This window comes from Paraburkholderia sp. J10-1, assembly GCF_905220165.1.
In the GTDB taxonomy this organism is placed as follows: Bacteria; Pseudomonadota; Gammaproteobacteria; order Burkholderiales; family Burkholderiaceae; genus Paraburkholderia.
In genome coordinates, this window is record NZ_CAJMYW010000006.1 from 289,566 (window position 1) to 309,938 (window position 20,373).

Genomic DNA, 20,373 nt, shown 5'->3' on the forward strand with positions numbered 1-20,373 from the left:
CGACTTCCGCGCGCCTATGTATCTCGGCATCGACCTCGGCACCTCCGAAGTGAAAGTCCTGCTGCTCGCGCCCGACGGCCGCGTGATCGGCACTGCCGGCACGCCCTTCGTCGTCTCGCGCCCGCACCCGCGCTGGTCCGAGCAGAATCCCGCCGACTGGTGGGACGGCACGCGCCGCGCGCTCGCCGCGCTGCGCGAGGCGCATCCGCATGAATTCGCGCAGGTGCGCGGCATCGGCCTTTCCGGACAGATGCACGGCGCCGTGCTGCTCGACGCGCAAGACAACGTCTTGCGCCCCGCGATCCTCTGGAACGACATGCGCGCGGTGGACGAATGCGCCGAGCTCACCGCCCGCGCGCCGCAACTGCATCGCATCGCGGGCAATCTCGCCATGCCGGGCTTCACGGCGCCCAAGCTGCTGTGGGTCGCGCGCCATGAGCCGCAGATCTTTCGCGCAACGGCCTGCGTGCTGCTGCCAAAGGACTATTTGCGCCTGCAACTCACGGGCGGCAAGGTCTCCGATCCATCGGACGCCGCCGGCACGCTCTGGCTCGACGTGGCCAAACGCGACTGGTCCGACGCGCTGCTCGACGCCTGCAACATGACGCGCGCACAAATGCCCGCGCTCGCCGAAGGCAGCGCGCCTTCCGGCACGCTGCTGCCCGCGCTCGCGCGCGAATTCGGCCTGCGCGAGGACGTGGTCGTCGCCGCGGGCGGCGGCGACAACGCGACGAGCGCCATCGGCATCGGCGCGACGCAGCCCGGCGACGGCTTCGTCTCGCTCGGCACCTCGGGCGTGCTCTGCGTGGTGGGCGACCGCTTCCGGCCCAACCCCGCTTCCGCCGTGCATGCGTTCTGCCACGCGATTCCGGACCGCTGGCACCAGATGAGCGTCGTGCTTTCGGCGGCGAGCTGCCTGCGCTGGGTCTGCAAGCTCACGGGCACGAACGAGCCCACGCTGCTCGCCGAAGTCGAACAGCTGGGCGTGCAAACGCTCGCCGAAGCCCCGCTTTTCCTGCCCTATCTCTCGGGCGAGCGCACGCCGCACAACGACCCGTACGCGCAGGGCGTGTTCTTCGGCATGACGCACGCGACCGACCGCGCGCTGCTCGGCTACGCCGTGCTCGAAGGCGTGACGCTCGCGCTCACCGACGGCCTCGACGCGCTCGCGGCCGCCGGCACCGAAGTGGGCGCGCTGTCGATGCTGGGCGGCGGCGCGCGCAGCGGCTACTGGGCGCAACTGGTTGCGGACGCATTCAACACCCCCACGCGCCAGCACGGCGGCGGCGAAACGGGCGCGGCGCTCGGCGCGGCGCGCCTTGGCTGGCTCGCGGCGGGCGGCGACACGCGCGAGGTGCTGACGAAGCCGCCCGTGGTGGCCGAGTACACGCCGAACGCCTCGCGCCACGCGGCGCTGCGCGAGCGGCTGACCGCCTACCGCGCGCTGTACCGCCACGTGCGCCCGCTTTTCGAGCCCTCGCGCGAACGCCTCGCGTAAGTTGCGCAAATTCGTGCAGTAAACTTCGGCCCCGATCCCGCTCCGACCACCACCGTGCCCAAGTCCACCGAAAAACTCGATCTCGCGACCCGCGCCGCCTGGCTCTACTACGTGGCCGGCAACACCCAGAACGAAATCGCCGAGAAGCTGCAGGTGTCGCGCCCCGTCGCGCAGCGCCTTGTCGCGTTCGCGGTCGAGAAGAACCTTATTCGCGTGCGCGTCGATCACCGTCTCGCCGATTGCCTCGCCCTCGCCGACGCGCTTTCGAAGCGCTACGGCCTTTCGGTCTGCGAAGTGGTGCCCGTGGACAACGACACACCCGAGGAAATCGACCGCAAGCTCGCGGTAGCGGGCGCACAAGTGATGGAGCGCTACCTCACCGAAGAACGGCCGATGGTGGTGGCGGTGAGCAGCGGACGTACCCTCAAGGCGGCCGTCGATCAGATCGCGCAACTGGAGCGGCCGCAGCATCGGCTCGTTTCGATGGTGGGCGCGATCGCCCAGGACGGCTCGTCGAACCGCTACGACGTCGCGCTGCATATCTCCGAGAAAACCGGCGGCAAGCACTTCCTGCTGCCCGCACCGCTCATCGCCGATAACGAGGCCGAGCGCGCGCAGTGGTGCAATCACCGGCTCTATCGCATCGTCGAATCGCTTTCGGGCGAGGCCGATGTCGCATTCGTCGGCATTGGCAACATCGGCGAGCATTGCCCGCTGCATGAGGACGGCTTCATCACCTCCGACGAAGTGCGCGAATTGATGGGCCAGGGCGCTGTGGCCGAAATGCTCGGCCTGCCGATCGACGCAGCCGGCAAGCGTGTCGATTCCCCCACGGGCCGCCGCGTGACGAGCGTGTACCTCGATTCGCCGCCGCGCCGCCCGACCATCGGTTTTGCAGGCGGCGCGCGCAAGCGCGAAGCCGTGATCGCGGCGCTCAACGGCGGCTGGCTCTCCGGGCTCGTCACCGACGAGCTGTGCGCGCGCGCGGCGATCGAACGCTAAACCCTGCACCGAACAAAAAAAGAAGCCCGCGCGAAGCGGGCTAACAAAGGCAACCTCAGGTACCTCGCCACACAAACACCGCCTCACGCTTCGAGGCGGTGCGTCCAGCAAGCCAGTGAAATCACGCAGCCAGTTGCTGCGCGAAACGACGCTCGAACGCGAGACCATCCGCATTGAAGAGATGGCAATGATCGGGCGTCGAGCCGACCTTGAACGCCTCGCCGCGCTCGTGCCGCTCCAGCGGCGGAATGCGCGCGATCAGGCCGTCGGGTGCAACCGGGCATTCGGCGTAGAGATAGGCCGCGTCGCCAAGCGATTCGACCGTCATCGCCTTCGCGCTCACGCCTTCTCCGCCCGTCATGATGTGCAGATGCTCGGGACGGATGCCCACCGTCACCTTGTCGCCTTCGCGCGCCGTGCCGGGCTCCACGGCCACCTTCTGCGTATCGCCCGTCTCGTAGCGCACGACAATGCCGTCGCTCTCGACTCTCTGCACCGTGCCGTCGAGGAAGTTCATCTTCGGCGAGCCGATGAAACCCGCCACGAAGCGGTTCGCCGGCGCGTGATACAGACGGTTCGGACTGCCGACCTGTTCGACGTTGCCCGCGGAGAGCACGACGATCTTGTCGGCGAGCGTCATCGCTTCGACCTGATCGTGTGTCACGTAGATCATTGTGGTCTTCAGTTCATCGTGCAGACGCGCGAATTCGAGGCGCATCTTCACGCGCAGCGCGGCATCGAGGTTCGAGAGCGGCTCGTCGAACAGGAACACCTTGGGCTTGCGCGTGATCGCGCGCCCGATCGCCACGCGCTGGCGCTGGCCGCCCGAAAGCTGCTTGGGCTTGCGGTCGAGCAAGTGGTCGATATGCAGGATCTTCGCGGCGTTCTTCACGGCCGCGTCGATCTCGGGCTTCTTCGCGCCCGCGAGCTTCAGGCCAAACGCCATGTTGTCGTAGAGCGTCATGTGCGGATAGAGCGCGTACGACTGGAACACCATTGCAATGCCGCGCTTGGCCGGAGGCACGTCGTTCATGCGCGTGCCGTCGATCATCAGGTCGCCGCCGCTGATGTCCTCAAGCCCAGCGATCATGCGCATGAGCGTGGTCTTGCCGCAGCCGCTCGGGCCAACGAACACGACGAACTCACCGTCGCCGATGTCGAGGTTCACGTCACGCAGGACTTCGTTGTCGTCGTAGAGCTTCAGTACGTCTCTGAGGATCACGCTTGCCATGATATGTCTCCGTTTCTGCCTGATTCAGTTCGAACGCGTATGCGCCCTGTTCATCCATTGCGCCACCCGCGCAGGCAGCGTCGTCATGTCGTCGAAAATTTCGATTGCACCCGCTTCGCGCAACTCGTGCGCGTGCGCGTCGCCGCCCACGTGCGTTCCGCCCACGAAGCCGAGCACGGTCATGCCGGCCGCGCGCGCCGAGCTCACACCCGTCACGCTGTCCTCGACCACAAGGCACGCGGCGGGCGCGACGTCCATGCCCTGCGCCGCCGCGAGGTAGACATCGGGCGCGGGCTTCGGTTTGGCGACGATATCCGCGCAGTACACGCGCGCGCCAAAGAAGCGTTCGAGTCCGTTGCGCGCCAGCACTTCGCGCACCACCGCCGTGTAGCTGTTGCTCGCGCAGGCCTTGGTGAGCGTCACGGCTTCCAGCGCGGCGACGACGCCCGGGAAAAGCGGCGCCTCACGCGCTTGGGCTTCTGCGACCGCGCGGATCGCATCGACGTCCGCTGCGCTCAGGCTGCGCCCGAGTGCCTCGCCCGCGCCGCCCAGCACGCGCTCGATGCGCTGGCCAAGCAGCGGCATCACGACCGGCGCCGCGTCCACACCGGGCCAGCGCGCTTCGAGTTCGCGCACCAGCACGCTGGCCGCCACGGCTTCGCTGTCGATCAGCACGCCGTCGCAGTCGCAGATGAGGGCTTGAATGGGCATCGCGTGGTCCATTTACTTGACTGCACCGAACGTAAGGCCGCGTACCAGCTGCTTCTGCGAAAGCCAGCCGACGATCAGCACCGGCGCGACCGCCAGCAGCGACGCCGCGGAAAGCTTCGCCCAGAAGAGCCCCTCAGGACTCGAATACGAAGCGATGAACACGGTAAGCGGCGCGGCGTTCGAGCTGGAGAGGTTGATGCTCCAGAATGCTTCGTTCCACGAAAGAATGATCAGCAGCAGTGCGGTGGAGGCGAGGCCCGGCACCGCCATCGGCATGAGCAGATAGACGATCTCCTGCCAGGTGGCCGCGCCGTCCATACGCCCCGCTTCGAGAATGTCGCGTGGAATCTCGTTGAAGTACGTGTACGCCATCCACACCGCGATAGGCAGGTTGATGAGCGTATAGACGATGATGAGCCCGCTCACCGTGTCGAGCAGCCCCGTGTTCTTCCACAGCAGATAGATCGGCACGAGCACGCCCACCGAAGGCATCATCTTCGTGGAGAGCATCCACAACAGGATCTTCTGCGTGCGCTGGTTCGGGAAGAACGCCATCGCGTAGGCCGCGGGCACGGCGAAGATCAGGCAGACGACCGTCACGCCCGCCGAGATCAGCACCGAATTCCAGGCGAACGCGAAGTAGTTGCTGCGCGCGAACACCTCGCGGAAGCTGTCGAGCGTCGGCAGGAAGAAGATCGTCGGAATATAGGCCTGCTGCTCGGTCTTGAATGCCGTGATCGTCATCCAGAAGATCGGGAAGAACAGCGCAATCGCGATCAGCCAGGCGAGCAGCCCCGGGACCACGCGACCAAGGAACTGCAGCGGCGACGAATGGTTGACCGCATCGGGCGATCGAGCAGGCGTAGCAGTAATCTGGCTCATTTTTCGTACTCCCCTTTGAGGTTGCGCGCGAGCATGCGCACGAGGAAGAACGACACGATGTTCGCCAGCACGACAGCGAGAATGCCGCCAGCCGAAGCGATACCCACGTCGAACTGCTGCAGGCCCAACGAGTAGATCAGGTAGGTGAGGTTCGTGGTCGCGTTGCCGGGACCGCCGCCCGTGGTCGTGTAGATCTCGGCGAAGATCGAGAGCAGGAAGATGGATTCCATCATCACGACAACGGCAATCGCGCGCCGCAGGTGCGGCAGCGTGATGTAGAAGAACAAGGCGATGGGCCCCGCGCCGTCGATCTTCGCGGCTTCCTTCTGCTCCTGGTCGAGCGACTGGATCGCCGTGAAGAGAATGAGGAACGCGAACGGCAGCCATTGCCAGGCCACGATCATGATGACCGCGGTGAGCGGATACACGGCGAACCAGTCGATCGGCGTCATGCCCATCGAGCGCATCGCGATGGCCACGAGGCCATACACCGGATGCAGGATCATGTTCTTCCAGATCAGCGCGCTCACCGTGGGCATTACGAAGAACGGCGCGATGGCGAAGAGGCGCGCCACGCCCTGGCCCACGAACTTGCGGTCGAACAGCACTGCCATCAGCACGCCGCCGACCACGGTGATCACGAGCACCGCCACGATCAGCTCGATGGTGTGCACGATCGACGGCACGAACGAGGGGTCGGTAGCGAGGAACCGGTAGTTGTCGAAGCCCGCGAAACCCTTGAGGTCCGGATTCAGCAGGTTGTATCGCGTGAACGAATACCAGATCGTCATCGCGAGCGGGATCGTCATCCACAGCAGCAGCACCGCGACGGACGGCGACACGAGCCAGCGCGACGCCGTGCGGCGCGATTCGACCTGCTGCGGTTTCTGTGGCGTGCGCGCTCGATTGAATATAGGCATGGGGAGATGGAGATGACGCATGAGGACCACCCTTCTCGGTTGCGCGCCTGCTCAGGGTGCAGGCGCTGCATCGGCTTCGCGAGGGCGCGCGCCGCGCCGGGCGGCCCGGCGCGCGCTCGCGTGACTACGCTGGCTGCTCGAACATCGCAGCCTCATTTTTCGCCTTTACTTCTGATACCCGGCTTGCGCCACGGCGCGGTTGGCAGCGGCGTTACCCGCCGTGAGCGCCTGATCGACGCTCATCTGCCCTGCCACGGCGCCCGCAACGCTTTGGCCCACGACCGTACCGAACGACTGGAACTCAGGAATCCCAACGAACTGGATACCCGTGTACGGCACCGGCTTAGCGGTCGGATGGGTCGGATCGGCGGTCTGGATCGCCTTCAGCACGAAGTCGGAGAACGGCGCGGCCTTCTTGTACTCGGGATTCTGATACGTCGAAATCCGCGTACCCGACGGCACCGAAGCCCAGCCCTCGTCCTGCGCGACCATCTGGACATACTCTTTCGAGGTCGCCCATTCGATGAACTTCTTCGCGGCGTCCTGCGACTTCGACGACTTCGGCACGGCGAGCGCCCACGACCACAGCCAGTGCGCGCCATTGGGCGTGACTTCGGTCGGCGCGGCCGCGAAGCCGATCTTGTCGGCCACCTGCGACTGCTGCTTGTTGTAGAGAATGCCCGCGGCCACCGTGGCGTCGATCCACATCGCGCACTTGCCCGATGACATCAGCGTGAGGTTTTCGTTGAAGCCGTTCGAGCTCGCTCCCGGAGGGCCATCCTTCTTCAGCATATCGACATAGAAGTTCACCGCTTTCTTCCACTCGGGCGACGTGAGCTGCGCTTGCCACTTCTCGTCGAACCAGCGGCCGCCGAAGGTGTTCGCGACCGTCGTCACGTACGCCATGTTCTCGCCCCAGCCGGCCTTGCCGCGCAGGCAGATGCCGTACTGGCCGGCCGATTTGTCGGTCAGCTTGTCGGCGAAGTCGCGGATCTGGTCATAGGTCGGCTGCTCGGGCATCTTGAGGCCCTTCTTGTCGAACAGGTCCTTGCGGTAATACGTCATCGAGCTTTCGACGTAAAACGGCAGCGCATAGAGCGTGCCGTTGTACGAGAGACCGTCGCGCGCGGTCTTCACCACGTCGTCGAGATCGTAGCTCGCGGGCAGGTTCGTCATCGGCACGATCCAGCCGCGCTTGCCCCATTGCGGCGCCTCGTACGTGCCGATCATCATCACGTCGAACTGGCCGCTGTTGGTCGTGATGTCGGTGGTCGCGCGCTGGCGCAGCACGTTTTCTTCGAGGATCACCCAGTTCAGCTTGATGCCCGGATTGGCCTTCTCGAAGGCCGGCGAGAGCTTCTTCAGCTCGATCATGTCCGGATTGTTCAACATGGCGATCGTAACGGTTTGCGCGTGGGCGGCGCTGGCTGCGGCGACGAGTGCACCCGCACTCACCGCGCGACTTATGCACTTCGCGGCGGTCTTCATTGCTGGCTTCATGACGTTGTCTCCTTGTTCGTTGCGTTATGTCTTGCTGCAGCCGTGCTGCTGTCGTGATGCGTTGTGCAAGGGTTGCGGGCGAGGGTTGCGGGAAATATCAGCTCATCCAGTTGCCGCCGTCGACGTTCAGGGTCTGCGCGGTGATGTAATCGGCGTCGGCGGAAGCGAGAAAGAGCGCGGCTCCTGTGAGATCCTCGGGCAGGCCCATGCGCCCGAGCGGCACGGCCTCACCCACCAGTCGCTTCTTCTCGCCGAGCGGGCGATGCTCGTAACGCGCAAAGAGCGCGTCGACCTGCTCCCACATCGGCGTGTCGACCACGCCCGGTGCGATGCCGTTCACGTTGATGCGATGCGGCGCCAGCGCGAGCGCCGCCGACTGCGTGTAGCTCAGCACGGCGGCCTTGGTTGCGCAGTAGTGCGAAACGAGTGCCTCGCCGCGGCGGCCCGCCTGCGAAGACATGTTGATGATCTTGCCGCCCTGCCCCTGCTCGACCATATGGCGCGCCACGGCCTGCATGAGGAAGAACATGCCCTTCACGTTCACCGCGAAGAGGCGGTCATACACGTCCCAGGATTCGTCGAGGAGCGGGCGCATGTCGAAGAGCGCCGCGTTGTTGAAAAGAATGTCGATGCGGCCGAAGCGCTCGACCGATCTAAGCACGATGCGCTCGATGTCCTCTCGGCGCGTGACGTCTGCGGAGATCGCGAGCACGCGCTCGGGGTACGCGGCGGCGAGCGACGGCGCGACGGCATCGGCCGGCTTCACGTCGACGAGCACGCAGCGCGCGCCTTCGTCCAGATAGCGCTGCGCGACCGCCTCGCCAATACCGCTCGCCGCGCCGGTCAGCACGGCTACCTTGTCCTGCAAACGTCCTGCCGCTCGCGTCGCGGTGTGTGCCACAGGTTGTCTCCAATTTTCGTCCGTGTGGGGCGCGCCCGGCTGGTGCTCCGGGGAGCATCTGAGCGATCGCCCGACATGTGAGCATTTGCTCTGTCGTTGATCGAATGATCGGATACGAGTCGGAGACTGTCAAGGCGAACCAACGCGATTGGCCGAGATTTCGATGGTGCGGCGCGCAAGCCTTGGCTGGCTGTGGCCCGCGGATCCGGCCCCCTGCCCGGATGGCGAGCTAACTCGCCAATCGAAGTGATACGTTATATCATCTCGCCTTCGCGACACCGACGCGCCCGCTTTCAGGCTCCCTTATCAACAAGGATAGAACCATGATCACGTTCACCCACGCGAACTGCCCGCCCCGCGCGGCTACGGCCGGCGCGCGCCGGGGCTTCGCGCTCGCGCGTTTCGCGGCCAGGCTCGCTCTCGCGCTGGGGACGGCGTTCGGCGGCGCGACTGCAGCCATGGCGGCGCAGGCGGCCAGTGCCGCCCTTCCCGTCGTTGCAGCGGAAAACTTCTACGGCGACGTCGTCAAGCAGATCGGCGGCAATTACGTGGACGTGACGAGCATCCTGAGCAACCCCGACCAGGACCCGCATCTCTTCGAAGCGAGCCCGAAGACCGCCCGCGCGCTCCAGAACGCGCGCGTGGTCGTCTATAACGGCGCGGACTACGACCCGTGGATGACCAAGCTGCTCGGCGCAACAAGCAGCGGGAAAAGCGCGAACAGCCGCACGACGATCATTGCGGCGGACCTCGTCGGCAAGAAAGCGGGCGACAATCCGCACCTCTGGTATGACCCGAAGACCATGCCTGCCGTGGCGCGCGCCGTGAGCGCCGCGCTCGGCGCCGCGGACCCCGCGCACAAGAGCGTGTACGATGCCAACCTGGCAACGTTCCTCGCCTCGCTGCAACCGGTCGACGCCAAGGTCGCGGCGCTGCGCGCGCGCTACCAGGGGCAGCCCGTCACGGCCACGGAGCCGGTATTCGGCTATATGTCGGATGCGGTCGGCCTCGACATGCGCAACCTGCGCTTTCAGCTCGCGACGATGAACGACACCGAGGCAAGCGCGTCGGACATCGCGGCATTCGAGCGCGACCTGCGCGAGCGCCGCGTGCGTGTGCTGATCTACAACAGCCAGGCGACCGAGGCCCTCACGCGGCGCATGCTGGCGCTGGCGAAGCAGTCGAACGTGCCGTCCGTGAGCGTGACCGAGACACAGCCGGCCGGCGTGAGCTTCCAGCAATGGATGCTCGTGCAGCTCGACTCGCTCGACAAGGCGCTTGCAGCGGGAACCGCAGGGCAACACTAACCGTATTCAGCAAGGACAGATGTCATGACCGGGGCCGGCCCTTCGCCCACCGATATCGCTTCACAACACCATGCGCATCGCGCGCCCACGCCTGTGCTCACGCTCGCGGGCGTGACGCTCTCGCTCGGCGAGCGCACGATCCTGCGCGATGCGAACTTTGCAGTGAACCAGGGCGAATTCATCGGCGTGCTCGGGCCGAACGGCGCGGGCAAGACCACGCTCATGCGCGCCATCCTCGGCCTCGTGCCGGCCTCGCACGGCGCGATTCGCGTGCTGGGCGAGCCGGTCGCGCGCGGCAACGCGAAGATCGGCTACATGCCGCAAACGCGCACGGCGCTCGCAAGCCGCCGCGTGCGCGGCCGCGACTTCGTGGCGATGGCCGCCGACGGCCACCGCTGGGGCCTGCCGCGCGCCGACGCCGCCACGCGCGCCGACGTCGCGCGCGTGCTCGATCTCGTGGGTGCGAGTGCGCTTGCGGATCGCCCGCTTTCGGAGCTCTCGGGCGGCGAGCGCCAGCGCCTGCTGCTCGCGCAATGCCTGCTCGGCGACCCGAAGCTGCTGCTGCTCGACGAGCCGCTCATCAGCCTCGACCCGAATCATCAGCGCGGCGTGGTCGAACTCGTGCGCCGCGTGCAGCGCGAGCTTGGCATTGCGGTGCTGTTCTCCGCGCACGAACTCAATCCGTTGCTCAACGCGCTCGATCGCGTGCTCTATCTCGGCAACGGCGTGGCCGCGCTCGGCAGCGTGGACGAAGTCATCACCGCGCCCGTGCTCTCGCGCCTTTACGGCTCGCCTATCGAAGTGATGCGCATGAAGGGCCGCATCTTCGTGATGTCGGGCGACGTGGAAGTCGAAAAGCACGACCACGAACATGAGCACGACCATGGCCATGACCACGGCGGCCACGGCCACGCGCACGGCCATGGTCACGGCGACAACAACGACAACACACACGGCCACACGCACGATGCTTGAATACGATTTCATGGTGAACGCCTTCGCGGCGTCGGGCATCGTGGCGGTGCTCGCGGGCGTGGTGGGCTATTTCCTCGTGATGCGCGGCCAGACCTTCGCGGGCCACGCGCTTTCGCACGTGGGCTTCACGGGTGCCACGGGCGCCGTACTGCTGGGCGTTTCGCCGATGTGGGGCATGGTGGGCTTCACGCTCGCCGCGGGCGTTTCGATGGGGGCGCTCGGCGAAAAGCTCGCGGGCCGCGACGTGGCGATCGGCGTGATTCTTTCGCTCGCACTCGGTTTCGGCCTGCTGTTTCTGCACTTCTTCACGTCGTATGCCACGCAGGTCACGGCGCTCCTGTTCGGCAACGTGCTGGGCGTGAACCGCGAAACGCTCGGCGTGCTTGCCGCCCTCGCCGTGGCGAGCCTGGCGGCACTGGCCGCCATCATGCGGCCACTGCTGTTCGCCTCGCTGCAGCCCGAACTCGCCGAAGCAAAGGGCGTGTCGCTGCGCGCGGTTTCGATGCTGTTCCTCGCCATCGCCGCGCTCGCGGTGGCCGCGTGCACGCAGATCGTCGGCGTGCTGCTCGTCTTTACGCTGATGGTCGGTCCGGCCGCCGCCGCGCAGAATCTCACCACGCGCCTTTCCACCGGACTCGTTCTGGCCGCGCTGCTCGCGCTCGTGCAAGCGTGGCTCGGCGTCACGCTCGCGTTTTATACCGACTGGCCCACCAGCTTCTGGATCACCGCGCTCGCCGCGCTCGTCTACGGCGCGAGTCTGATCGGGCGTCGCTAGGACGTTACGCGCGTAATGAGCAAGGCGTTGCCCCTCGCGGGTGCAACGCCTTTTTTGCATTTACGCCTCATCACGATGCCGGGGGAAACCAGGTTCGAACGCGGCCATACAGATCGATGAAGCGCGCATAGCGCTGCGCGAGCGCGGCGTCCTCGCGCGGCGACGCCACCTGAGTCGCCGCCGGGGCAAGCGCCGCGAGGTCGCTCATGCGCCAGTGCCCGCAGGCGAGGCCGCCCAGCATCGCCGCGCCGCGCGCCGCGGCGTTCGGGCAGTCGATCGCGTAGAGGTCCGCGTCGAGCGTGTCGGCGAGCAACTGCCGCCAGCGCGCGTCCACGGAGCCGCCGCCCGCGAGTTTGAGCGCCGGCACACTGCGTTCGTTGGCAACGGTGTCCGCAACGTCGCGCGTGCTGCGCACGGCGTCTAGCCCCGCGCGCAATGCGAATGCCACACCCTCGAACGCCGCGCGCATGAGCGTGCCGCGCGAGTCGCCAAGGGCAGCGCCGAGCCAGCCGCCGCGCGCCGTGGGGTCGAGCCACGGTGAGCGCTCCCCGCTCAAATAAGGCAGGAATGCCAGCGTCTCCGAAGGCAGCACGGCGAACGCGTCCGCGTAGGCCGAAGCCCAGTCGTAGGCCAGCCAGCCGCGCGCCGCTTCGAGCGCCACGCCCACGTTCTGCATCGCGGCCATGGTGTACCAGCCGCCCGTGGCCGAGCGGTAGCGATGCAGCCCGCGCCGCGCGGGCGGCTCGCTGCGCGCGGTCACGACGATCTGGCCGCCGGTGCCCGTGGTGAGGAGCGCGTCGCCTTCGTCGGCCAGACCGCTGCCGAACGCGGCGCACGGCGTGTCGCCTGCCCCCGTCGCGAGCACGATGCCTGCTGGCAAACCGAGCGCTTGCGCAGCGGCCGCGCTGAGCGCGCCGCTCGCTTCATGCGATGCGGCCAACGGTGCGAACCACCGCGCCGGCAATCCCAGCCGCTCGATCAGCGCGAAATCCCACGCACCGTCGGGTGCGGCGAGCGCCGTCGCGCATGCGTCCGAGGGATCGGCGTTGAGCGCGCCACCGAGCGCCATGCGCAGCCAGTCTTTCGGCTGCAGCGCCCAGCGTGCGGCTTGTGCGACTTGCGGCTCGTGCTGCAGAACCCAGCGCAGCAGCGGCCCCGCCATGCCGGGCGCAACGGGGTTGGGCTGCGGATGCTCGGCTTCGTCCGGCCATGCATCGAGCAGCGCATGTGCGCGCGTGTCGGGCCAGAGCATTGCGGGGCGCAGCGCGCGGCCCGCTTCATCGGTGAGTACGACGCCGTGCATTTGCCCGGAAAACCCGATGGCTCGCACCGCCGCGCGCTCGCTTTCGGGCAGTCGCGCGCAGGCCGTGACGAGCGCGTCCCACCAGCGATCCACGGCGATCTCGGCCCAGCCGGGTTGCGGCGTATCGAGCGCGTAGGGCACGCTCGCGGCGGCGCGCTCGACGCCATCGCCATCGATGATGCCTAGCTTGAGTGAACCGGTGCCGAGGTCGATGCCGAGAAAACGCGTTTGCGATGGGCTCATGGGAAACGGTGCGCGAGATTGTGCGGGGAAGGAAAGGCCATCATACCGGCGCGATGCGCGGCGAGATGCACGGTGCGAAACGTGCGTTAAGCAGGACTTTCAAACGTGCCTCGAACCCGCGCGCAACACCGCCGATTTCGACGCGAAAAACGCCCATTCTCGGGTTAACCCGGTGGGTGCGCGCGCGATGCAAAATGGCTCACATCCGGCATTCGGAATAGAGATCATAACGGCGCGGCCATATGTGACATGACCCGCGCGGCATGGCCGGTCTGCCCTCGATACTGCGGTACACGTTCGTTAGGTCCGCCGTGCCGCCACGCCCGCGCCGCGTCTCCCATCGCGCGAGAGCGCTCAACCGCCGCAAACAGGGGCGTTCCCGCCTTGCGCCGTCACGCGCGCGGTCCAAAACGTGGCCCGGTGAAGCCGTCACGAAACCGCCTCACACGCCCCGCGCACGCTGATCCCACCCTTATGTCGCCTGTCCATCTCGACGGGTGCATATCGTGCCCGGAAAGCACGGAATAGTCCCCAGCGGTCTTGTTGCATATTTTCTTACCGCATACCTTGGAGGCCATATCCCTAAACGAAGAGACGGAGACAGACGACATGCAAGCCAAGGGCATTGAGGACCAGGCCGCCAAGCGATCTGGCCAGAAGCAGGTGCACCCCTGCGACGAGCGCCTGCCGTTCAGCCAGTTGCTGACACTCGGCATTCAGCACGTGCTCGTGATGTACGCAGGCGCGGTCGCCGTGCCGCTCATCGTCGGCGGCGCGATCGGGTTGCCGAAGGATCAGGTCGCCTTCCTCATCAGCGCCGACCTGTTCGCCTGCGGCATCGCCACGCTGATCCAGACGCTCGGCCTGTGGATCTTCGGCATTCGCCTGCCCGTGATCATGGGCTGCACGTTCGCCTCGGTCGGCCCGATGATCGCCATCGGCACCAATCCGTCGCTCGGTCTGCTCGACATCTTCGGCTCGACCATCGCGGCGGGTGCGATCGGCATCGTGATCGCGCCAATGATCGGCAAGCTGCTGCGCTTCTTCCCGCCCGTGGTGGTGGGCACCGTGATCGCGGTGATCGGCCTCTCGCTCATGGAAGTGGGCATCAACTGGGCCGCCGGCGGCGTGGGCAATCCCGATTACGGCAACCCCATCTACCTCGGCCTCTCGCTGCTCGTGCTGATGCTGATCCTGCTCATCAACAAGTTCGGGCGCGGCTTCGTCGCCAATATCTCGGTGCTGCTCGGCATTGTCGCGGGCTTTGCCATCGCGCTTGCGCTTGGCCGCGTGAATCTGGAAGGCATGGCGAGCGCGCCGTGGGTCGGCATCGTCATGCCGTTCCACTTCGGCATGCCGAAGTTCCACATCCTGCCGATCGCGACGATGGTGATCGTGATGTTCGTGACCTTCATCGAATCGACGGGCATGTTCCTCGCCGTGGGCGACATGGTCGAGCGCCCCGTCGATCAGGCCACGCTCGTGCGCGGTCTGCGCGTGGACGGCCTCGGCACGATGATCGGCGGCATTTTCAACTCGTTCCCGCACACGTCGTTCTCGCAGAACGTCGGCCTCATCGGCGTGACGGGCGTGAAGAGCCGCTATGTGTGCGCGATGGGCGGCGTAATTCTCGTGCTGCTCGGCCTCTTTCCGAAGATGGCGCAGATGGTCGCCTCGGTGCCCGCCTTCGTGCTGGGCGGCGCGGGCATCGTGATGTTCGGCATGGTGGCGGCGAACGGCATCAAGGTGCTCTCGCGGGTGGACTTCGTGAAGAACCAGCACAACCTCTTCATCGTCGCCGTGAGCGTGGGCTTCGGTCTCGTGCCGGTGGTGTCGCCGCACTTTTTCTCCAAGCTGCCGCCCGCGTTTTCGCCGCTGCTCCATAGCGGCATCCTGCTCGCCTCGGTTTCGGCGGTCGTGCTGAACCTGATCTTCAATGGCGCAAAGAGCGAGAAGGCCGCCGAGCGCGCCATCCGCCGCGCCGGCCACGATCTCGAACGCCATCCCGACGCTGAACAAGCTCCGGACGCGGGCCACGAAATGCCGCGCTCGGCCGCGCATTGAGCTGATCGAATCGAATTGAACGTATTGAGTTGACGCGAGAGGTACCCCGCTCGCAGGTGTTCACCTACACACACATGCGGGAGGGGTCTTTTGCTGGTTCGGCGCCATGGGCAACCATGGCGCCTTTTTTTTGCCGCTTTTGCCTTTCTAACGCGCACAAAAAATCGCGCACAAAAAAACGCCACGGTCTCCCGTGGCGTTCTTGCTTCCTGCTGCGTAAGCGATGATGCCGCTTACCCCGCCGTCGCAGCCGAAGCCGCCACCGGCGCGCTGGCCGCACCATAGTCGACCGGCGCATCGGGCTCACGCGGCGTCTCGCCCGCGTGCTCGATCCAGCCGCCACCCAACGCGCGATACAGATCGACGAGGTTGGTCAGCCGCGCGAGGCGCGCCGTGACGAGCGACTGCTGCGCGGTGTAGAGGCTCGTCTGCGCGGCGAGCACCGGCAGATAGCTGTCCACGCCGTTCCTGTAGCGCAGTTCCGAAAGATCGAGCGAGCGCTGGTTCGCGAAGGTGCTGCGCTCGAGCGCCGCGATCTGCTCGTCGTACGTGCCGCGCGCAGCCAGACCGTCGGCCACTTCGCGGAACGCCGACTGGATCGACTTCTCGTAGCTGGCGATCTCAATGCGCTTCTCGACATTCGCGAGTTGCAGATTCGCGATGTTCGAGCCGCCTTCGAAGATCGGCAGCGTGACCTGCGGCACGAAACTCCACGCCGCCGTGCCCGCCTTGAAGAGCCCGCCGAGCGACAGGCTTTCGGTGCCGAATGCCGCCGTGAGCGAGATCTTCGGGAAGAACGCCGCACGCGCCGCGCCAATGTTGGCGTTTGCTGCGAGCAGCGTTTCCTCGGCCTGCATGATGTCCGGACGCCGCGTGAGCAGGTCCGACGGCAGTCCTGCCGGAATGTCGTTGAGCAGGGCCTGGCCGTCGAGCGGCAGGCCTTGCGGCAGATCCGCCGGCAGCGGCTCGCCAATCAGCAGCACGAGCGCGTTCTCGGCCTGGGCACGAGCCCGCAGTTGCGCCTGCATGTTGGCCTGCGCGTTCTCGACCACCGTTTGCGCCTGACGCAAATCCAGCTCGGTGCCCGTGCCCGTATCGAACTGCGCCTTCGCGATGTTGTACGAGTCCTGCGCCGTCTTGAGCGTTTCCTGCGTGACCTTCAGCAGGTCGTCGTCGGAGAGCATGGTCAGGTACTGGTCCGCGACTTCCGAAACCAGCGTGATCTCGGCTGCCTTGCGCGCATACGCCGTCGAGAGGTACTGCGCCAACGCCTGGTCCTTCAGGCTGCGGATGCGCCCCCAGAAGTCGATTTCCCACGACGCCTGCACACCCACGTTGTAGACGCTGTACGGGTTGTTCGCCGTGGTCTGCAGATCACGCGGCACACGCGTGCGCGTGTCCGTCGCCGTACCGTTGATCGCGGGGAACAGTTCGGCGCGCGCGATCTGATACTGCGCGCGCGACGCCTCGACGTTGAGCACCGAGACGCGCAGGTCGCGGTTGTTCTTCAGCGCGATCGCGACGAGCTGCTGCAGTCGCGGATCGACGAAGAACTCGCGCCAGCCGATGTCGGTTGCCGCAGCGCCCTTCGCGCTCGGGGCGGCCTGACCGTTCGCGCCCGCGGCGACCGGCTGCGTCGCGTAGACGCCGCCCTGCGGGAAGCTTTGCGACACCGGCGCTTCGGGCCGGTTGTAGTGCGGCTCCATCGTGCAACCTGCCAGGAGCGCAGCGGCCAACGCTGCGGCGCCCGCTGCAATTACGGATAGTTTATGCATCTCAATGTCCTTCCTTGCCCGGGCCGTCGCCGTTGCTGCCGCCAGTGCCACCTGCGCCACCTGCGCTGCCGCCCGTGCCGCCCTGACCGCCGGCGTTGCCGCCGTTGTCGTTGTCATGGTCGTGCGCGTGGTGCTCTTCGTAGTGCTGGAGCGCGACGTCCGCGTCTTCCTTCTCGCCCGCGAACTTCGCACGAATCACGACGAAGAACATCGGGATCATGAAGATCGCGAGGAACGTGGCCGTGAGCATGCCGCCGATCACGCCCGTGCCGATCGCGTGCTGCGAAGCCGAACCCGCGCCGTTACTGATCGCGAGCGGCAGCACGCCGAGAATGAACGCCAACGACGTCATCAGAATCGGCCGCAGACGCAGTCGCGAAGCTTCGAGCGCTGCCTCGACCGGTCCCATCTTCCCTTCGGCCTGCAGGTCTCGCGCGAACTCCACGATCAGAATCGCGTTCTTCGCCGAAAGACCCACGGTGGTCAACAGACCCACCTGGAAGAACACGTCGTTCTCGAGGCCGCGCAAGGTCACCGCCAGCAGCGCGCCGAGCACGCCGAGCGGCACCACCATGATGACCGCGAACGGAATCGACCAGCTTTCATACAGCGCCGCGAGACACAGGAACACGACGAGGATCGAGATGCCGTACAGAATCGGCGCCTGCGAACCCGACTGGCGTTCCTGATACGACAGACCCGTCCATTCGTAGCCGATACCCGCGGGCAGCTTCGCCGCGATCTGCTCCATGGCCGTCATGGCCTGGCCGGTCGACTTGCCCTGCCCCGCCTGACCCTGGATTTCCACGGCCGAGATACCGTTGTAGCGCTCGAGCTTCGGCGAACCGAAAGTCCAGCGCCCGCTCGCGACCGAGCCCAGCGGCGCCATCCCGCCCGCACTGTTGCGCACGTACCAGTTGTTCAAATCTTCCGGCGTCATGCGGAACGGTGCATCGGCCATCACGTACACCTTCTTGATACGGCCGTCCGTATCGAGGAAGTTGTTCACGTAGGACGACGCCCACGCGATCGAGAAGGTCTGGTCAACTGCAGCCGCCGTCACACCAAGCGCCTCGGCCTTTTCACGGTCGATGTCGATCGTGAACTGCGGTGTGTCGTTCAGGCCGTTCGGGCGCACGAGTGCGAGCGTCGGATCCTTCGCCGCCATGCCGAGCAGCATGTTGCGCGCTTCCATCAGCTTCTCGTGACCGAGACCCGCGCGATCCTGCAGTTCGAAGTCGAAGCCCGACGCGGTGCCGAGTTCAGGAATCGAAGGCGGATTCACCGGGAACACCGTCGCGTCCTTGTAGCCCGCGTAGTGCATGAACATGCGCCGCACCAGCGCCTGGACCTTCTGGTCCGCGTGCTGACGCTGCTTGTAGTCCTTCAAGCGCACGAACACGAGACCCGAGTTCTGGCCACGGCCCGCGAAGCTGAAGCCGTTCACCGTGAACACCGACTCGACGATGCTGCCTTCGTCCTTGAGCAGCCAGTTCTGGATGTTGGCGAGCGTGCGCGCCGTCGTTTCCTGGGTCGAGCCCACCGGCGTCTGCACGATCACGAACATCGTGCCCTGGTCTTCATCGGGCAGGAACGACTTCGGCAGGCGCACGAACAGCATGCCAACCGCGACGATCACCGCGAGATAGATGATGAGCCAGCGGCCCGAGCGCTTGATCACGTGGTGAACGCCCGAGTGATACTTGTCGCGGCTCGTCTCGAACGTGCGGTTGAACCAGCCGAAGAAGCCCTTCTTCTCTTCGTGATGGCCCTTCGGGATCGGCTTGAGGATGGTCGCGCACAGCGCCGGCGTCAGAATCAGCGCGACGAGCACGGACAGCACCATGGCCGCCACGATCGTGAGCGAGAACTGCCGGTAGATGGCGCCGACCGAGCCGCCCGAGAACGCCACCGGCACGAACACCGCGGAGAGCACGAGCGCCACGCCCACCAGCGCGCCGGTGATCTGGCCCATGGCCTTGCGGGTGGCCTCCTTTGGACCCAAGCCCTCTTCCACCATCACCCGCTCGACGTTCTCCACGACCACGATCGCGTCGTCCACCAGCAGGCCGATGGCGAGCACGAGACCGAACATCGACAGCGTGTTGATGGAGAAGCCCACCGCCGCCATGATCGCGAACGTACCCAGCAGCACCACCGGCACCGCGATCGTCGGAATGAGCGTCGCGCGCAGGTTCTGCAGGAACAGGTACATCACGAGGAACACCAGCACGATGCCTTCCAGCAGCGTCTTGATCACTTCCTCGATCGACAGGCGCACGAACGGCGTCGTGTCGTACGGGTACTTCACGACGAGACCGTGCGGGAAGTACTTCGAGAGGTCGTCGATCTTCTGGCGCACGAGCTTCGCGGTCTGCAGCGCGTTGGCGCCCGTCGCGAGCTGAATACCCAGACCGGCCGTCGGCGAACCGTTGTACTTCGTGTCGAAGTTGTAGTTTTCGCCGCCGAGACCAATACGCGCCACGTCCTTCAGGCGCACCTGCGAGCCGTCCTGATTCACCTTCAGCAGGATGTTGCCGAACTGCTCAGGCGTTTGCAGCAGCGTCGATTCGGTGATGGTCGCCTGGAACGACTGCCCCGCCACCGCCGGCGTGCCGCCCAGCTGACCGCCCGCGATCTGCACGTTCTGCGCCGTAATCGCGGCTGTGACGTCGCTTGGCGTGAGCTGGAAGTTCGTTAGCTTGTGTGGATCGAGCCATACGCGCATCGCGTACTGCGAGCCGAACAGCGTGACCGTACCCACGCCGTCGATACGGCTGATCGGGTCCTTCACGTTCGACGCCACGTAGTTCGCGAGGTCGTACTTGGTCATGCTGCCGTCTTCGGACACGAACGCGAGCACGAGCAGGAAGCTGCTGCTCGACTTCGTCACGCTGATACCGAGCTGCTGCACCACCTGCGGCAGAATCGGCGTGGCGAGCTGCAGCTTGTTCTGCACCTGCACCTGCGCGATGTCCGGATTGGTGCCCGCGGCGAAGGTCAGCGTGATGGTGGCCGTGCCCGAGTCATCGGAAGTCGACGAGATGTACAGCAGGTGGTCGAGACCGCTCATCTGCTGCTCGATCACCTGCGTGACCGTGTTTTCCACCGTCTTGGCCGACGCACCCGGATAGTTCGCACTGATCTGGATGGAAGGCGGCGCGATGGTCGGATACTGCGCGACCGGCAGCGTGAACACCGAGGCCACGCCCGCCAGCATCAGGATGATGGCGATCACCCATGCAAAAATTGGGCGATCAATAAAGAACTTTGCCATGAAGCAGGC

Annotated in this window: 15 protein-coding genes; 6 read left to right on the forward strand and 9 right to left on the reverse strand. The window is 65.9% G+C overall.

Annotation, left to right across the window (positions count from 1 at the left end):
- Positions 1 to 16 precede the first annotated feature (16 nt).
- Positions 17 to 1,498 carry a xylulokinase gene (gene xylB, locus U5A65_RS20985; protein ID WP_321947227.1) on the forward strand — a complete coding sequence of 494 codons (1,482 nt, stop codon included), beginning with the start codon at positions 17 to 19 and terminating at the stop codon, positions 1,496 to 1,498.
- A gap of 54 nt (positions 1,499 to 1,552) precedes the next feature.
- Positions 1,553 to 2,500: a sugar-binding transcriptional regulator gene (locus U5A65_RS20990; protein ID WP_158758530.1), complete on the forward strand. Its 948-nt coding sequence runs from the start codon at positions 1,553 to 1,555 to the stop codon at positions 2,498 to 2,500.
- A 121-nt stretch (positions 2,501 to 2,621) separates the two neighbouring features.
- Here the strand turns inward: U5A65_RS20990 and U5A65_RS20995 are convergent, their stop codons facing one another.
- The 6 genes from U5A65_RS20995 to U5A65_RS21020 form a co-directional block, all read right to left on the reverse strand.
- Positions 2,622 to 3,731 (reverse strand): sn-glycerol-3-phosphate ABC transporter ATP-binding protein UgpC, encoded by a 1,110-nt coding sequence (locus U5A65_RS20995; protein ID WP_321947229.1) that lies wholly within the window; start codon positions 3,729 to 3,731, stop codon positions 2,622 to 2,624.
- A gap of 24 nt (positions 3,732 to 3,755) precedes the next feature.
- On the reverse strand, positions 3,756 to 4,442 hold the full coding sequence (locus U5A65_RS21000) for an HAD family phosphatase (RefSeq protein ID WP_321913769.1): 687 nt from the start codon (positions 4,440 to 4,442) through the stop codon (positions 3,756 to 3,758).
- A 12-nt stretch (positions 4,443 to 4,454) separates the two neighbouring features.
- A complete protein-coding gene (locus U5A65_RS21005; protein WP_415765294.1) occupies positions 4,455 to 5,324 on the reverse strand; it encodes a carbohydrate ABC transporter permease in 870 nt (289 codons plus the stop codon).
- The gene (locus tag U5A65_RS21010) at positions 5,321 to 6,265 is read right to left on the reverse strand and encodes a carbohydrate ABC transporter permease (protein WP_415765296.1); all 945 of its coding nucleotides are present in this window, start codon (positions 6,263 to 6,265) and stop codon (positions 5,321 to 5,323) included. The genes U5A65_RS21005 and U5A65_RS21010 overlap by 4 nt, the downstream gene beginning before the upstream one ends.
- A gap of 144 nt (positions 6,266 to 6,409) precedes the next feature.
- Positions 6,410 to 7,744, reverse strand: coding sequence for a sugar ABC transporter substrate-binding protein (locus tag U5A65_RS21015; protein WP_321913768.1), 1,335 nt, complete (start codon positions 7,742 to 7,744; stop codon positions 6,410 to 6,412).
- Between the two features lie 97 nt (positions 7,745 to 7,841).
- On the reverse strand, positions 7,842 to 8,645 hold the full coding sequence (locus U5A65_RS21020; RefSeq protein ID WP_321947231.1) for an L-iditol 2-dehydrogenase: 804 nt from the start codon (positions 8,643 to 8,645) through the stop codon (positions 7,842 to 7,844).
- A gap of 323 nt (positions 8,646 to 8,968) precedes the next feature.
- Between U5A65_RS21020 and U5A65_RS21025 the strand changes: the two genes are divergently transcribed.
- The 3 genes from U5A65_RS21025 to U5A65_RS21035 are packed head-to-tail and all read left to right on the forward strand — an operon-like array spanning position 8,969 to position 11,702.
- A complete protein-coding gene (locus tag U5A65_RS21025; RefSeq protein ID WP_321947233.1) occupies positions 8,969 to 9,952 on the forward strand; it encodes a metal ABC transporter solute-binding protein in 984 nt (327 codons plus the stop codon).
- 24 nt (positions 9,953 to 9,976) lie between these two features.
- The gene (locus tag U5A65_RS21030) at positions 9,977 to 10,927 is read left to right on the forward strand and encodes an ABC transporter ATP-binding protein (RefSeq protein WP_321935057.1); all 951 of its coding nucleotides are present in this window, start codon (positions 9,977 to 9,979) and stop codon (positions 10,925 to 10,927) included.
- Positions 10,920 to 11,702 carry a metal ABC transporter permease gene (locus U5A65_RS21035; protein ID WP_028205927.1) on the forward strand — a complete coding sequence of 261 codons (783 nt, stop codon included), beginning with the start codon at positions 10,920 to 10,922 and terminating at the stop codon, positions 11,700 to 11,702. Before U5A65_RS21030 ends, U5A65_RS21035 begins: the two co-directional genes overlap by 8 nt.
- Before the next feature lie 70 nt (positions 11,703 to 11,772).
- On the opposite strand, the gene U5A65_RS21040 is transcribed toward U5A65_RS21035, so the two are convergent.
- Positions 11,773 to 13,248: a xylulokinase gene (locus tag U5A65_RS21040; RefSeq protein WP_321947234.1), complete on the reverse strand. Its 1,476-nt coding sequence runs from the start codon at positions 13,246 to 13,248 to the stop codon at positions 11,773 to 11,775.
- Positions 13,249 to 13,857: 609 nt separating this feature from the next.
- Between U5A65_RS21040 and U5A65_RS21045 the strand changes: the two genes are divergently transcribed.
- The gene (locus tag U5A65_RS21045; RefSeq protein ID WP_321913763.1) at positions 13,858 to 15,312 is read left to right on the forward strand and encodes a nucleobase:cation symporter-2 family protein; all 1,455 of its coding nucleotides are present in this window, start codon (positions 13,858 to 13,860) and stop codon (positions 15,310 to 15,312) included.
- A gap of 233 nt (positions 15,313 to 15,545) precedes the next feature.
- Here the strand turns inward: U5A65_RS21045 and U5A65_RS21050 are convergent, their stop codons facing one another.
- Together U5A65_RS21050 and U5A65_RS21055 are read right to left on the reverse strand one after the other, a co-directional pair.
- Positions 15,546 to 17,087, reverse strand: a complete 1,542-nt coding sequence (locus U5A65_RS21050) for an efflux transporter outer membrane subunit (RefSeq protein ID WP_321935055.1) — start codon at positions 17,085 to 17,087, stop codon at positions 15,546 to 15,548.
- Position 17,088: 1 nt separating this feature from the next.
- Positions 17,089 to 20,364, reverse strand: a complete 3,276-nt coding sequence (locus U5A65_RS21055; RefSeq protein ID WP_321913761.1) for an efflux RND transporter permease subunit — start codon at positions 20,362 to 20,364, stop codon at positions 17,089 to 17,091.
- Between the last annotated feature and the right edge of the window lie 9 nt (positions 20,365 to 20,373).